Consider the following 16,853-nt stretch of genomic DNA (forward strand, 5'->3'; position numbering starts at 1 on the left):
CCATTAGTTTTCAACTTTATCACTTCCTTAGTTTAAATATTAGTTTTATTATACCTATTAATTTTAAAATTAATATATTTTCTTTTTAAAATAATTTTTATTACAAAAAGAAAAATATTTTTTTCCTATAATAATCAATTTTAATCATTATTGCTATTAATAAATATGTTAAAATACTGCTAAAAGAAAGGTGAGATTCTTATTATGAAAATTAAAAAAATGATCGGAAATAAGTATGCATTAATTATTGAAAAAGATGAAATGATTATTAAAACTTTAGAGCAATTTGCTATTAAAGAAAACATAGGAATGGCACAATTCCAAATGATTGGTGCTATTACTAATGTCACTTTAGGCTACATTCCTAAAAAAAGTACTGATTATGTAAAAAAAACTTTTCTTGAACAATATGAATTGTTATCAACAATTGGAACAATCATTTGAGATGAAAAAGATAGAAATAAACCAATTATTCATTGTCATACTACTTTTGGTGATGATAATTTTAACGTAATTGGTGGTCATATGTTAGACGCGAAAGTTGCTATTAAGGCCGAAGTAATAATTGATATTTTAAGTAATGAAAAAATATCAAAAGTTATTGATAATAAAAGTAATTTTCATATTTGAAATTTATCTTAATTTAAGGAAAATTATTTAAAAATGGTCATATTATTACTAATATGACCATTTTTTTAAGATTTTCCTAATGAACCAAATTCTGTTAATAATTCTTTAGCTTTAAGTTTAATTGCTTCCATTCCTGGCTTAAAAATTTTTCTAGGATCAAACCCTTTATCTTCATTAAGTTTTCCTTCCGTAACATATTTTTCAATAGCTGCGGCGAATACTTCTTGTAATTCAGTATTAACATTAATTTTACTAATTCCTAAATTAATAGCTTTTTTAACCTGATCTTTTGGAATTCCAGAACCACCATGTAATACCATTGGCTTATTTGAAGCTACTGATAAATTTTTTAACACATCAAAATTTAAACCATCTCAATTTTTAGGATACTTTCCATGAATATTATTTATTCCGGCTGCTAAAAAGTCCATTCCTAAAGCTGCTAATGATTTACAATCTTCCTCACTAGCAATCTCACCACTACCAATAACTCCATCTTCTTCACCACCAATAGTACCTGCTTCTGCTTCAACAGATGCATTTTTTTTCTTAGCATAAGTAACTACTTCTTTGGTACCTTTTATATTTTCATTAAAATCTAAATGAGAACCATCAAACATAACTGAACTAAAACCAGCATCTAATGCTTTCTTACAAGAATCTATTGATTGACCATGATCTAAATGTAATGCCACTGGAATAGTAATATTTAAATCATTCAATAACGCTAAAGTCATACTAACAACTGTGTTAAATCCACCCATGTATTTAATAGCACCTTCTGAAACACCTAAAATAACAGATGATTTAGTTTCTTGTGCAACTTCAAGAATAGATCTTGTTCATTCTAAATTATTAATATTAAAGTGAGCAACGGCATATTTACCTGCTTTTGCTTTATCAATCATATTTTTTGCACTAACAAATTTATTCATTTCTTTTCCTTCTTTCTTAAAATATTATAACCTTATATTATATATTTTCATAAAAAATCTAGTTGCATATATATTTTGAGAATATACAATTCATAAAAATTATAACAATTTTAAAATTAAATTTTCTTACTTAATCATTATTTTTTAATAATACTTTTAATTAATCCTAAAAATAAAGGATTTGGTTTATTAATTCTTGATGTGAATTCAGGATGAAACTGACTTGCAATAAAGAATGGATGTACTTCTTTTGGCAACTCAATCACTTCTACCAAATCTTCTTTATTATATATACCACTAAAAATTAATCCATTTTTTGCAAGTAATGTTTTATAACTATTATTAAATTCATAACGATGACGATGACGTTCAATAATAATAGTTTGTTTATAAAGAGATTTTGCTAATGAATCATTAATTAAAGTGGTTGGATAATTACCCAATCTTAAAGTTCCCCCAATTTGATCATTTTTATTTTTACCACGTAATAAATCAAAAATAGGATTTTTAGTTTTTTCATTAAATTCAGTAGAATTAGCATCTTGTAAATTACATACATTACGAGCATATTCAATACAAGCTAACTGCATACCTAAACATAATCCCAAGAAAGGAACTTTATTAACTCGAGTATAATTAATTGCATTGATTTTGCCTTCAACACCACGATTACCAAAGCCACCAGGAACAATTATTGCTTGGAAAGGGGAAAGCATAGAATTAATGTTTTTACTATCTAAACTTTCGGCGTTAATAATTTTATAATTAACTTTAGTATTAAGACTATAACCTGCAATTTTCAATGATTCAATTACTGATAAGTAAGCATCACTTAAATTCGAATACTTTGCCACAATACCAACAGTAACTTCTTGATTAATATTATCTAACTTTTTAACAATTGCATGTCATTCTGACATATCTGGTTTAATTTTATTTAACTTTAATAATTCTGAAACTACTTCATCAATTTTTTGTTGTTCTAAAGATAATGGCACTTTATAAATATTATCACAATCAGGAATTGCTAAAACATGACTGCGTTTAATATTACAAAATAAAGATAATTTATCAAAAATATGATCAGGTGGCATAGTTTCACTACGACAAACCAAAATATCAGGTTGAATACCTAATGATAATATTTCTTTTACTGAATGTTGACTGGGTTTCGTTTTAAATTCACCAACCGAATGTAAATAAGGAATTAATGTAATGTGAATAACAATAACATTTTCATGACCTTTTTCGTTTTTAACTTGTCTAATGGCTTCAATAAAAGCTAATGATTCAATATCACCAACTGTTCCACCAATTTCGGTAATAATAACATCAGCCTTACTATTAATTGCGGAATTAAAAATATGTTTTTTAATTTCATCAGTAACATGAGGTACAACTTGTACAGTTTTCCCTTCATAAAAACCATCACGTTCCTTTTTTAAAACAGTTTGGTATACTTTTCCGGCAGTAATATTGGAATCTCTAGTCAGATTTTCATCAATAAAACGTTCATAATGACCTAAATCTAAATCAGTTTCAGCACCATCACTAGTTACATATACTTCACCGTGTTGATAAGGACTCATAGTACCTGGGTCAACATTAATATAAGGGTCAAATTTTTGCATAAAAATCTTAATATTTTTTTGCTTTAATATACGCCCAAGCGATGCTGCTGTAATTCCTTTACCTAAAGATGATACAACACCACCAGTAATAAATATATACTTTGAATTCATTAGTTTTCTCCTAAATATTAATTAATAATATCATTATTATTCATCATCATAACTATCTTCTAATGGTTTAATACTAATGGTATCTAAATCATCATCTTCATCTTCTACGTCTTCACTTAAATCTATAGTTTCATCATTATCTGTAACTGTTTCAGTACTATCAATTTCGTCTTTTGTATTACTTGGAATTTCTACTCTTGTCATATGTTCTTTAATTTCCTCTAATGAGACTTCATTACGTGGATATCAAAGTTTATCATTTTTTAAGAAAAAATTGGTATTTAAAATAATTCCAGTATAAAGTTCACCAGCAATTTTTTCTTCATCTTCTTTAGAAATATTACATTGTTTTTTAACATGTGTTCAAATTTCATTAAAACTGCTTTTTTTCTTTTTGCATAAAAAACTATATGCTACTTCTACTAATGTTTGTTTGTTTTGCATTTCTTAATCACCTTCTAAATTGTATATTATAAATAATAAAAAATATATTTTTTACATCTTTTTAGGCGCATCCACACCAATTAAATTTAAAGCATTGGCCATTATTTGTTTTATTGCTAAAACTAATGTTAATCGTTGAATTGTTAATTGTTGATCTTCACTAATAACTTTATGTTTATTATAATAAGAATGAAATAACTTAGCTAATTTCTGAATATAATTTGTAAGTAAATGCGGTTGATGCTGTTTTTCAATTTTTTGCAAAATAATTATATATTCATCTAATGTAATCAATAATTCTTTTTCCTTTTGTTCTGTTAATAAATTAATACTATTTGCAATTTCAAATTTTGGATAATTCTCTATAATTTGATTTATACGTGCATGAACATATTGTGCATAATAAACAGGATTTTCGTTAGATTGTTGTTTAGCAAGTGCTAAATCAATATCAAGATGTGATTCAACTGATCTTGATACTAAAAAATAACGTAAAGCATCCTTTCCAATTAAATCTATCATATGTCTTAAAGTTATTGATGTTCCTGCTCTTTTTGACATTTTTTGTTCTTTGCCATTATCAATAACCTTTACCATTTGCATACATAAAATATCAAGTTTAGTGGCATCATTATTAAGCATATATAATCCTGCTTTAATTCGTGGAATATAGCCATAATGATCTGCTCCTCAAATATTAATTAACACATCACTACGTTGAAATTTAATATGATGATAAGCTAAGTCAGGAAGCATATATGTATAAGTTTTGTCTTTCTTAACAATTACACGATCTTTATCATCTTCAAATAAAGTAGTTTTTAAAAAAATAGCACCATCAAGTTGATAAGTATTGCCTTGCATTTCAAATTGTTTGATTAAATTAGAAATAATATTTTCTTTATATAAAAATGATTCAGAAAATCAAATATTAATTTTAACTTTAAATTTTTTTAAATCTTTTTTAATTTCTGAAAGCATATAATTAATACCAAATTCTTTAAAAATTAAAGAAGAGGTTTCATCAAAAGGTTTATTTGCAAATTTATTACCATTTAATTTCAAAAATGATTGTGCAGCAGTTAAAATTTCAGAACCACGATAACTTTCTTTTGGTAATTCAACAGCATTGCCACAAAGATTTTGATAATTTATGAAAATTGAATTGGCCAAAACATTAATTTGATTACCAGCATCATTAATATAGTATTCTCTAACTATATTATATCCTCTATGTTCTAATATATTAGCTAAACTATCACCAATAGCCGCATTTCTTGCATGTCCTAAATGTAAAAGTCCGGTTGGATTGGCACTAATAAATTCAATATTATAAGTAATATTTTTTTTATTAGATTGACCATATAATGATTTCTCATTAATAATTTTCATTAATAACAAACTAAATACTTCAACATTAATATTAATATTAATAAAACCAGGGGTAATATAATCAATTTTTTTAATTAATGGGTGTTTCTGATGAATATTTTTAACTATAATTTCAGCAATGTCTAATGGTTTTTGTTTATATTTTTTTGCTAATATCATTGCTATTGATGTAGAATAATCACCTAAGTCATTATTTTTATTAATTTCAATAATAACTTGATTCAATTCTATTTCATAATTTGCAAATGCTACTGCATCAAGAATAATAGTAGTGAGTTCATTAATAACATAACTGTCCACAGTTCAGACCCCTTTCAATATCTAAAATATTATACTCATAAATTTAATTTATATCATATAAAAAAATAAAAATAAATACTTTTTTATAAAAGTTGCTCAATTGTATCATTAACATACTGTATAAATCCAATTCTGATTAAAAATTCCAAAATAGCAACATCATTGTAATTTAAATCAATTAATTCTTGATAGTTACCAAAAATTTGATTATCCAGTACATTTCTTAATTTATCATTAATTTTTTTTGGATCATCTTCGATCTTAATTCCTAAAACTTTAACTAATTCTAAATCAATTTTTTTTTGCATTTTAACTTTAGTATTATCATCTTTATATAATTCTATTAATTTTAAATATAATTCTTGTAATAAACTTAAAGCCTTGACAAAATTACTTAGTAATTCTTGTTCATTAATTATATACGAATTTAAATTATGAAAATAATTATGATTTATCTCAGCTTCATATCTTGCTGCTTGACCACCAGGATTAATTTGTTCAAAATAACGCAAACGTTCTCTTAAATTTAATAATATTTTACTCATTTCCTCACTTTCAACTCTTGTAGTACTAATTAATTTAATCAATCGTATTAAATTATGAAAATTAAATTTTTTCTTACTAGCTGAAGGTTCAACTTGAATATATTTTCTTAAACAATGCTTTAGTTTTAATTCTAACGATTGATATACTGAAAAAAGAGTAATATGAAAATTATCATATCCAATCCCTTTTTTAATATTTAAAATAGCGTTAACTGCATACATATTAGCGCGATCATTATCATTACCCAAAACATTAGTTAAATGCAAAGTTCTTGGAAACTTATTAATCATTGTAAGTAATGTTTCTTTAAATTTAATTTTTAACGTATTATCTTTAAATTTAATTTGATTTATTTTAACTGATTTTAAATCATTATATTCATTACCTATTATAAGGTAGGCAAAAATAGAAAAATAAACTATTACTTTTTCTTTAAAATTTATTCAAGTAAAATTTAAAGTTTTAATAGCATTTTCAATTTTTTCTTTATTAATTAATACGCCCAATATCACTATTACTTCTTGCGTTGCTAAGTGATACTCATGTGAATTTAAGTAAAAATCTCCTGGCGTTAAATCTAAAATATTTGGATACTCAAAAACTTTATTAATTGATTTTAAAATTTTCATAATTACCTCATTTTATAACAGTTTTAAATTTCTATTTCTTTTTTAAAAAATAAATTGTATTTGGTGCTTTAATTGGATCTTGCAAAATTTGTGAGATTTTTTCTAAAGTAATATACTCTTCGTTTTTTGTTTTAATAATAATTGGATCTTTTTTAAAATAATAAAGTACATTTTTTAAATCTTGTTTAACCCCAATAACATTAGTGTTATTTTGACTTGTTAATAACAACAATTCATTTTCTCAGTTAAAACAAAATAAAATTACTTTTGATATTTTTACTAACTCATTATCGTTTTCAAAATTAATAATATCTTGCATTAACTTAATTAAAGTAGCATCTGTTCAATTTAAATATGTTTGTATTTCAACGCTTTTTCCCTCAAAAATAGCAATAAAATCATGAATATTGACTTTAAATGAATAAGTTTTATCAAAATATAATTCAGTTATTCTTGAAAATAATTTTTGTAAATTAAGATCAAAAAGAATTCCACTTTTATGATAATAAACTTGAGAATACATATGGAACCTTGTGATTAAATAATTTTCAATAGCAGAAATTGCCTTGTATGAAAAAACTAAACCCTCTTTAATATCAATTATCATATTTGTAATAATTCAATCAATATCAATACTTCCATAACCAACTCCTGTAAAATATCCATCACGCATTAAATAATCAATACGATCACAATCTAATTGCGATGATACCAATTGAATTTGATATTTAGGATAATTTTTATAATCCTTCTTAAGGATACCAATAATAGCATTAATATTAATATTAAATTGTTTTAAAATCATGTTAATTTCAGTATTATTATCATTAATAATAGCACAAGTATAATCTTCATGAGTAAAATTTTCTTTTTTATTAACATTAAGGTTTATGATTTTTTCAAAAGTGTGTGAAAAAGGACCGTGTCCTAAATCATGTAATAAACCAGCAATTTTAATGTTTATTTTTTCCTCTTTAGTTAATAAAGAAGAACCTTCAACTTCACTAAGAACACGATTTAATATATTATAAACACCGATACTATGAACATATCTAGTATGAGTTGCATTAGGAAAAGCAATTTGGACACCACCAAGTTGATTAATTCATCTTAATCTTTGAAATTCTTTACAAGATATTAACGCCTGAATAACGGGTTCGCTGATATTAATATTTTTGTGTATAGCGTCACGAATAAAAGTTACTTTATAATTATTGCTTGACATAAATTTTAACCTCTCATTAATATCTTATAAATTTTAGGTATTATTAATTTTTTATTTTAATAGTAACATAATATAAAATTTTTCTTCTATTTTAATAATTATTTTGAGTAAAAAGAACAATTTTATAATTTTTATTTATAACAAAAGTAAATATTATATTTTCTATATAAGTAATAATAATTATTTTTCTTTAATATTTAAAATTTAATTTCACATTATTAATAATGGTATCATAACCTAATAGTTTAATGGTGCTAACTAAATCAGGTCCATGCATTTGTCCTGTCGTAATAATTCTAATTGGCATAAATAATAATTTGCCGTTAACATTAGTTTCTTTTTTAACTTCATTAATAATGTTTTTAATATTATCACTAGTTCAATTTTTACAATCAATAATCTTTTTAATAAATGTTGTACAAACTAAGTTACATTCATTATCATTCAAAAAAGTCTTTGCTTCTATATCTACCTTAAAATTATTTTTAAAAAATAAACTTACCAATTCATTAATTTGACTACCATATTCTAACTGTGATTGATAAATTAATAATACTTCTTTTCATCATTCAATAGTTTTGCTATTTCAATTATATTTTTCTTTAATAAAAGGTGTTACTAAAGCTAAGTATTGTTCAACATTTAATCTTTTAATATAATAATTATTCATTCACACTAATTTTTCTGGATCAAACATGCTTGGTGCTTTACTTAAATATTTTGGGGTAAATAATTTAATTAATTGTTCTTTAGTATAAATTTCTTTTTCTTCATGCGAACTTCATCCTAATAAAGCAATAAAATTAAAAATTGCTTCTGGTAAATATCCTTCTTTACGATATTGATGAATAAATTGGATAATGCTACCATCACGTTTTGATAATTTTTTACGTTTATTATTAACAATTAATGTTAAGTGGGCAAAAATTGGCATTTTCCAATTAAAATACTCATAAATAACTAATTGTTTTGGTATATTTGACAAATGTTCTTCACCACGAAAAACATGACTTATTTCCATTAAATGATCATCAATAACAACAGCAAAATTATAAGTGGCCACTCCATTTGATTTAATAATAATGTAATCTCCTAAATCTACTGAATTAAATTCAACATTACCACGAACTAAATCTTTAATTTTATAACTTTTATTAGTGGGAATTTTAACTCTAATAGCATATGAAATTTTATTTTGTAAATTTTCTTCAATTACAGACTGCTCTAATTTTGAACATGTTCCATCATACTGGAAAGCTAAAATATTTTTATCTGCTTGTTTCTTACGCATTTCTTCTAGATATTGAGGTGTACAAAAACAATAATATGCTTTTTTTTCTTTTATTAGTATTAATGCATGTTGAATATATATATTTAAACGTTCAGTTTGTTTATAAGGACCATATTTACCTGGTAAATCAATAGTTTCATCAGGAATTATTCCCATTCAACGTAAATTATCTAATTGTGAACTAATTCCATCTTCAATATTGCGTTCTAAATCAGTATCTTCAATTCTAACTATAAAATCTCCTTTGTTATTTTTTGCAAATAAATAATTAAATAATGCTGTTCTAGCACCACCAATATGTAAATACCCAGTAGGACTAGGTGCATATCGTACACGAATTTTCATATTTTCACCATCTTTATTAAATTTAAGATTTTTTAATCTTACTAACTTTTTTTTCTACTTTATTAGTCTTTTTTTTAGAATTTAATTTTTTTTTATTATTTTTAGAGGATTTCATTATTTTTTTACGATTAGTTTTAGATTGTAATTTTTCATTTACTTCTTCATCAAGAAAAATTGTAATAGTTTGTGTATCATTTGGATCAAATTCATTAGAACTTGGTAATGGTTGTTTTAATTCTGGTTCAAATTCAATTGCTTGTTCAATACGTTGACGATAAAAGTGATATGTTTGAACATTAATTAAATTTAATTTAAGTAATAAAATAACTGCTGCAACAAGTAATGCAAAATAAAAACCAAAAATTGATCAAACAATTGTTGAAGAAACTCAATTTCGATAATAAAAACTTGGTGTTTCAATTGTTCCACCCCTATTAGGTATTATTTGTGCACTATCATTACTTCATTCACAATAAAGCAATTGACCAGAAAAACTTATTAAAAATCCAACAACAAAAATTATAAAGTTTACAACTAAAAATACAAATTTAAAACGAGGAGATTTTTCGAGAAAAACTCTTGCCGTAAAAATACAACTTATCAACCCAAAACTACTTACAATCAAACCTATTACTGGTAAATAATAAACTGCAGTATAACTTGAAGGATTAAAACTTGGTGAAGGTTCTGCAATTTGAAAACCATAATAATATAAATCTTTTAAAACTGTATTTTTTGACAAAGCAATTAAAAAAAATAATTCATAAATAATAAATGTGCTTAATAATAAATAAAAACTAATAAACCACCAATTACGAATTCTCATAAATCTGTCCCCCTTATTTAATATTCAAATTTTTTTTACTAAATCCCTTTTCTTGTTTTTTAATTTTTTTTAATTCTTGTTTTCTAATTCGTCTTTGTTTTTTTTCCATACTTCTAGTAGTATAAATTTCATAATCTGAGTTCATAAATGTAAACTTTCTACGCATAATTCAAAAAAATAGTTGTGTAATCAAAATTAAAAAAAGACTAAAAATAATAAATATTCTTGCAATAATTGGATTAATTCAATGATAATTTTCATTATATAATATTCCAGATTGTGAAATATAAGTTAATTGTACTTCTGAACTTAACATTACACTAAGAATTAATAATCAAAAAGCAGTATAAAACATTCTACTGCTATACTTTGAAGAGACAATACTTACTCTAGGAGCAAATATTAATAAAATCATACTTACAGTAATTGCAATTAAACAAACAATTGGTGCATAAAATAAATTCAAAATAGGATAATTAAAATCAGTAAGTACATTATATAATTTATATTTTGATACATTAATAGCAGCAAATAATGAAAAAATAAAAACTGATAAAAAAAGAACTATTGATATTGTCAAATAAACAAAATATGCATTTTTAGTTTTTTGTTCATATGGAATAAAACATGTTTCTTTGTTTTTAAGATTATCTAAATCTTTAATTTTCATTATTTTCACCTACTTTATTTTTCATTAGGTAATTCTTCAACTACTAAAATTAAAATAATCGCTGCTATTACTTCACATATTCATACAATTAATGAGATTAATGAAAAAAATAATAATACTGGTATTGATCAAAAAACTAGACTACCGCTTAACATTAATGTTGATAATATTAATGTTGAAATAGCAGTAATTCTAAATGAAGATTTCTTTTTAAGTTTCTTTGCTGGTATCATAAAACAAATAATACTGACTAAAATTGCAATTCCAACATATGATAATGATAAAGCTAATTGTAGTTTACTAAATTCAAACCCCATTTTTTGCCCAACAAATGCATTAACTATTAATAGTATTAAAAAAGCAATACTACCAATAATTTGCACAATTGGTGATCAAAAAAGTAAAGCTCTTGAAACTTTTATTTTATTAAGAACATCAAACTTTTTAGTTTTTTTATTTGGAACATAATTGTTTTCTTGAATGTCAGAATCAGGATTTTGTAAATTACTTTTTAACATAATAATTTTTTCCTTTCTTGCTAGTATATTTTCAAATTAATTATAGCAAAACTATAACCTTTTTATAATTAATATTATCTTAAAACTAAACATTAAAAAGGAAATGACAAATATCACCATCTTCAACTATATAATTTTTACCTTCAACTCTCATTTTTCCCTTTTCCTGAACATTTTTTTCACTACCCAATAATTCTATATCTTGATAATTATAAACTTTAAGTCTAATAAAACCTTTCATGAAATCTGTATGAATGATACCAGCACACTCTGGTGCTTTCATTCCTTTAATAAAAGTTCAAGCATGAACTTCTTTGGGTCCAACAGTAAAATAAGTACCTAAATTTAATAGTTTATAAGTTGCTAATACAATTTGATCAATTCCTGATTCAAAAATATTTAACTCTTTAAACATTTCTTTTTTTTCTTCTGCTTCTAATTCAGAAAGTTCACATTCTGTCTTAGCACAAACAACAATTACAGTAATATTTTTTTTGCTCATATATTGTTGTAATTGTTCAACATATTTATTAGTTTTAGTTATTAAATCTTTTTCATTAATATTAGCAATAACAATTATTGGTTTAGCAGTTAAAAAATTATAAGGTTTAATCATTAGTAATTCTTCTGAACTTAACTTTTGATTGCGAATAGCAATACCATTGTTTAATTCATTATTAATTTTTTCTAATAAAGCTACCTCAGCAATACCTTGTTTATCTCTAGTTATTTGCGATTTTTTACGAACTTTTTCTTTTCGTTTACTTATTACTTCTTGATCAGCTAACATTAATTCCAATTCAATAATTTCAAAATCATTAATTGGATCAATTTTATTTTCAACATGAGTAACATTAATATCATCAAAACAACGAATAACTTCGCATATTGCATCAACCGTTCTAATATTGGCAAGAAATTGATTACCTAATCCTTCACCTTTACTAGCGCCTTTGACAAGTCCAGCAATATCATGTAATTCTAAAATTGTTGGTACAACTTTTTGTGGATTAAAAATTTTTATTAAATTTAAAATTCTTGAATCATTGACTGGAACGCTACCAATATTTGGTTTTATAGTAGCGAAAGGATAATTTTCAATTAATACTTGTGAATTGGTTATGGCTTTAAATAATGTTGATTTACCTACATTAGGTAAACCAACGATACCAACAGTTAACATATAATATACACCTGTTTCTTTTACTTATATGATTACATCGTATCATATAAATTATAAAGAAAAATATAAAATTAATTATCAATTAAGAAAAATTTAATTTTGGAGTTGATTTGGATGGTAATGGTAGAGTATTTACTAAATTATTAGATTCATTAATAGTATTACCAGCAAGTTCTTCATCATCGCTTTCATCATCAAAAGGATTTGTACTAACTGGTTTAGGAGTAATCTGACCAGAACAAATGCCACTATCACTAGATGCTGTTCTAGTAAGACAATGATTAAATTCTTGACGAGATGATTCAGTACTGCTTTCTAAATCACTATACTGTGGAAAACTATAACTATTAAGTTCTCTTAATATTTTATCGATATCAATAATAGAATAATCATTTTCTTCAAATTCAGAAGAAAGTGAACTTATCGCACTATCAGTACTATTTGAACGTGATAATTTAGGTTTTTTTTCAATTATTCATTCATCTCAAGGCTCAGATGTTGGTAATAGTTCTGGTATACTTTGTCTTTGATAAGGTACGCTTATTTTATCTATTGATGTTTTATTTTCATTTAAATTTGCAATTAAAGTTCCAAAATTTTTTATATTATTTTCTTTAATCACTTTGATATTTCTTTTTGTTTTTTTTCATGTTCACGATAATTTATTTATTATTTTTTGTCATCAACTAAGTTTTTTAAATTTTGTTTTTGATATTTCTACTAAAGATTTTTGACAGTGTTCAATATCAATAGTTTTAATATTGTAAAGTTTACTTAAAAATATTGTTTTATAATCATCAAAATCATCATAACCAGTATATATTTTTAAATTGTTTTTAATAATATTATAGTTTTTATCTCAACATAAATATTTTTCAATACTTCAAGGTGCAACTTCATTCGCTTTCTCATAATATCTGATAAAAGTTAGATAGTCATTATAAAATCATGAATTTGCTATTTTTTGGTTACTTAATTCAGAAATTTTATTTTTAATAAAACTGATTTTTTTAACAAGTTGTTCGATATCTAACTTTAATTGTGCTAATATCTTTTGATTTTGTAGTTGAACATTTACAATTGTATGATTAGTTAACGTTTCTCATTCCTGTTTCTTAATTTGTAAAAGTTCAATAATGCTATCATGTAACTTAGTTAAATCATTAACTGCCGTTCTTATTTTACTATCAACTATTAAAACTGATTTTCTTATGGCGGCAACTTTTTCTTTTATTTCTAGTAGCCTGTTTTTTGCAATTAAACTATCTCTAAGAATTTTAAAATTAATGGCAGATGTTTCAGTTTTATAACTACCTAAAAAATATTTTTTATTATAATAAAAAATATCAAATGTTACATTGGTGTTGTTTTTATTTTGATTTAAATTTTTAATATTTTCTTTACTGTTTTCACTAAAGACAAAATTTAAATTACCATTAGTAAGATTTTCTTTTAATTCTTGACTAATTTTTAAATTTTTTTCATATTGCATTTGACCTTTTTCAATTAATTGTTTATATTCTTCTATTTCTTGTTCAATAGTTACTAATAATTTTTCTTTAATTTTTTGCAAATTAATTTCTCATTCTCAATTATTGAAAAAATTTTGATTATTAACTTTAACAAAACTTAAAACTGAATTACTAATTTTTTTAAGTTTGTTCGATAACAATTCTACATGTTCTACTAATTCTTTATCTTTTCAAATTATATAATCATTTATTAACGATTGTAACTTCAAAATTTCTTGTCAATTTGGAAATGTAACTTCTTCTTTATTTAAAGTAAAATTGAATGTCCCACAATTATTAATCGTAATGTCTCTTATTTTATATTCTAATTGTTTTTTTGAATTTAAATATTGAATAATAACAGTAAAATCATCTTTATTTTTTGTTAAAACTTTAAATGAAACTGCTTGTTTTTCATTAATACCAGTAATATCGATTATACTATTAATTGAAATAATATCATCAACTTTTCAATTACCAGTTGCCAATCTTTGTTGATTTAATTTTTGTTTAATTCTTTGTCTTGAGACTTTGAATGTATCAGATAATTCTTCTTGAAAACCTTGTACTAATTGCTGATTTATTTTTAATACACTACTTATCTTAGTAAATTTTTCTTCTGCTTTGTCTTTATAATTTTTAATAACATTATTTTTTAATATTTGATTTTCTGATAAAAAATGTTCTTCTAACGCAAACTTAAGCCAAATTTCTTGCTTCTCATTAGGAAAATAAACATTCATTAACTCATTAACTAACTTAGTAAAATCTTTTTGTGATTCTCAAAATTTAATAGATATTTCTTCTAACTGTTGTTGATATTTTCTAATTTCTTCATTGTTTTTAGAGTTTAATATTTTTAATTTGATATCTTTAATATTGTTTATGGTTTCAGAAAAAATTCCTTCATAATTTGCATATGATAATAACGAAAAATAAGATTCTCCCATCCTTTTTGATGTATAAATAGGACTTGTCTTTGCTAAAAGTTTATTTTTTTCTATTTTTTTAAGTTCTTCTAAAAATTGTAATAAACTTCCAATAACAGCTTCTGGTTTATGTTGAAGTTCAAGAGGTAAATTTTTATGAATTTCAACAAATCCAGGAAAATTTTCATTAAATAAATTATCAATTTTATAATCAAAATCAGTAGCTAATAAATTATTATTTTTAGTGCTTCTAATAATATATCCTTTAACAGCTTCTCTATTATATAAAGATAAATTATGCACCTCATTAAAAACATTACTTATTATTAAATATTCTTTACTTTTTGTCAATAACCTTTTCTGTAAATAACTTAGCATTTGAACATTATTAACCAATTTTATCCTTGTTAGCAAATAATTTAATCGTTCTTGTTTAATCTTTTCATTTTTATGTAAAATTTTTTGCATTTCTGCAATTGCATTTTTTAATTTATTTTCTGTTTTTAAAAAAGCATTTTTTTTTCTACATTTTTTTTGTAAATTGACTAGATCAGCAACCGCTTTGTTATCTTCAGCAATTAAATTAACAAAACTTACAATTTCTTGATCTAATTTTGCAATTTCTTGATCTAACATCTTAAAACCATTTGTTGTTTTTTCTGATTCTAAATTTAACAGTTTTAAAATAAAATGCATTGAAAATACACCATCATAAATGTTTACTAATAATTCTAACTTTGTTATTCATTTCGTTTCAATTTGGAATGTAGCAGAAGTAAAAGATTTACTTCAATTATTATCATCAATTTTATACATAAAATTTAATTTTATGTCAAAAATATTTGTTTGGTCACCAATTTTAACATCTTCTAATTTAATTTTAAATTTTGCTAACTCTTCTTTAGTAAAAATTGAGCCAGTTTTATTATTTAAATTATTTAATAATTCTGTTTGGGAAATTAATGAGGTGATATCATCAACATTAATATTTGTCTCTTGCGAATAAGCAGAAACGTTTATTACTTCATGCAATTGATTAATTTTTTGTATAAATAACTTTAATTTTCCTACCATTGTTAATAATTTAACAGAACTCGCTGTTGAAGAAACGCCAATTTTTTCTGCTGCTTGTTTAATAAGAGAAACATTTTCGGTCATTGGTAATGTTCCTCTATTATGTTCTAATAAAATATTGGAAACTTTCTTTTTTAAAGAAAACAAATTTAAATCTTCAAAATTGTAAGTGGTTTCATTAGACACATAAAAATTACTTCTTTGAAAACAAACAGTATCATGAAAAGTATCATTATATTTTCTTAACTGACCTTTAGCATTTAATAAATAAATTTCTTCTACATCTAGAAAACGAGAAATGACTCTTCCAAATCTAGTTTCACTTTTTCAATCGATAAAATTGTTAGTCCGTTGTGATTTATCATCAACATAACTATATTTAGTATCCAATTCTGCGGCAGTAAAAGCAGGAATTAATACTTTTTCTCCTTCCAATGTTTCACCAAATACGACAAATCTTGTACCTTGCGAAGCATTCTCTGTCTTAAAAATTAATGTTTTATTATTATTAAAAAAAAATTTTAATTGTTGACCTTTTGTTATGTTGTTAAAATTAAATGTGTTTGGCATTATTTTCCTCCCTATTTTTTGTTTTTTATTAAATTTAATATTAATATAATAATTTCATTATTGTTATTTCAAATATTTAAAACAAAAAATACC

Annotated in this window: 13 protein-coding genes; 1 reads left to right on the plus strand and 12 read right to left on the minus strand. The window is 23.7% G+C overall.

What is annotated here, in order from left to right; translation table 4 throughout:
* Positions 1–204 precede the first annotated feature (204 nt).
* The gene (locus tag AACK94_RS02470; RefSeq protein ID WP_338976066.1) at positions 205–642 is read left to right on the plus strand and encodes a PPC domain-containing DNA-binding protein; all 438 of its coding nucleotides are present in this window, start codon (positions 205–207) and stop codon (positions 640–642) included.
* A 53-nt stretch (positions 643–695) separates the two neighbouring features.
* Here AACK94_RS02470 and fba read toward each other — a convergent pair whose 3' ends face one another.
* From fba to AACK94_RS02530, 12 genes are all read right to left on the minus strand, one after another.
* Entirely contained in the window at positions 696–1,565 is an 870-nt protein-coding gene (gene fba / locus AACK94_RS02475; protein WP_338976067.1) for a class II fructose-1,6-bisphosphate aldolase, read from the minus strand.
* A gap of 137 nt (positions 1,566–1,702) precedes the next feature.
* The gene (locus AACK94_RS02480) at positions 1,703–3,307 is read right to left on the minus strand and encodes a CTP synthase (RefSeq protein WP_338976068.1); all 1,605 of its coding nucleotides are present in this window, start codon (positions 3,305–3,307) and stop codon (positions 1,703–1,705) included.
* Positions 3,308–3,343: 36 nt separating this feature from the next.
* A complete protein-coding gene (gene rpoE, locus AACK94_RS02485) occupies positions 3,344–3,751 on the minus strand; it encodes a DNA-directed RNA polymerase subunit delta (protein WP_338961844.1) in 408 nt (135 codons plus the stop codon).
* Positions 3,752–3,802: 51 nt separating this feature from the next.
* Positions 3,803–5,443, minus strand: coding sequence for an arginine--tRNA ligase (argS, locus tag AACK94_RS02490; RefSeq protein ID WP_338976069.1), 1,641 nt, complete (start codon positions 5,441–5,443; stop codon positions 3,803–3,805).
* 83 nt (positions 5,444–5,526) lie between these two features.
* Positions 5,527–6,618 (minus strand): hypothetical protein, encoded by a 1,092-nt coding sequence (locus tag AACK94_RS02495; RefSeq protein WP_338976070.1) that lies wholly within the window; start codon positions 6,616–6,618, stop codon positions 5,527–5,529.
* A 31-nt stretch (positions 6,619–6,649) separates the two neighbouring features.
* Positions 6,650–7,843, minus strand: coding sequence for an HD domain-containing protein (locus AACK94_RS02500; protein ID WP_338976071.1), 1,194 nt, complete (start codon positions 7,841–7,843; stop codon positions 6,650–6,652).
* A gap of 190 nt (positions 7,844–8,033) precedes the next feature.
* Positions 8,034–9,479, minus strand: a complete 1,446-nt coding sequence (gene gltX, locus AACK94_RS02505) for a glutamate--tRNA ligase (RefSeq protein ID WP_338976072.1) — start codon at positions 9,477–9,479, stop codon at positions 8,034–8,036.
* 22 nt (positions 9,480–9,501) lie between these two features.
* Positions 9,502–10,305, minus strand: a complete 804-nt coding sequence (locus tag AACK94_RS02510) for a hypothetical protein (protein ID WP_338976073.1) — start codon at positions 10,303–10,305, stop codon at positions 9,502–9,504.
* Positions 10,306–10,318: 13 nt separating this feature from the next.
* Positions 10,319–10,975 carry a hypothetical protein gene (locus AACK94_RS02515; RefSeq protein ID WP_338976074.1) on the minus strand — a complete coding sequence of 219 codons (657 nt, stop codon included), beginning with the start codon at positions 10,973–10,975 and terminating at the stop codon, positions 10,319–10,321.
* A gap of 14 nt (positions 10,976–10,989) precedes the next feature.
* Complete coding sequence (locus AACK94_RS02520; protein WP_252319777.1) at positions 10,990–11,493, minus strand: hypothetical protein; 504 nt, start codon at positions 11,491–11,493, stop codon at positions 10,990–10,992.
* 85 nt (positions 11,494–11,578) lie between these two features.
* On the minus strand, positions 11,579–12,676 hold the full coding sequence (gene ychF / locus AACK94_RS02525; protein ID WP_338976075.1) for a redox-regulated ATPase YchF: 1,098 nt from the start codon (positions 12,674–12,676) through the stop codon (positions 11,579–11,581).
* 82 nt (positions 12,677–12,758) lie between these two features.
* Positions 12,759–16,760 carry a hypothetical protein gene (locus tag AACK94_RS02530; protein ID WP_338976076.1) on the minus strand — a complete coding sequence of 1,334 codons (4,002 nt, stop codon included), beginning with the start codon at positions 16,758–16,760 and terminating at the stop codon, positions 12,759–12,761.
* Positions 16,761–16,853: the final 93 nt, after the last annotated feature.

It is taken from the genome of Spiroplasma endosymbiont of Monopis laevigella, from assembly GCF_964019975.1.
Classification (GTDB): domain Bacteria; phylum Bacillota_I; class Bacilli_A; order Mycoplasmatales; family VBWQ01; genus Spiroplasma_E; species Spiroplasma_E ixodetis_A.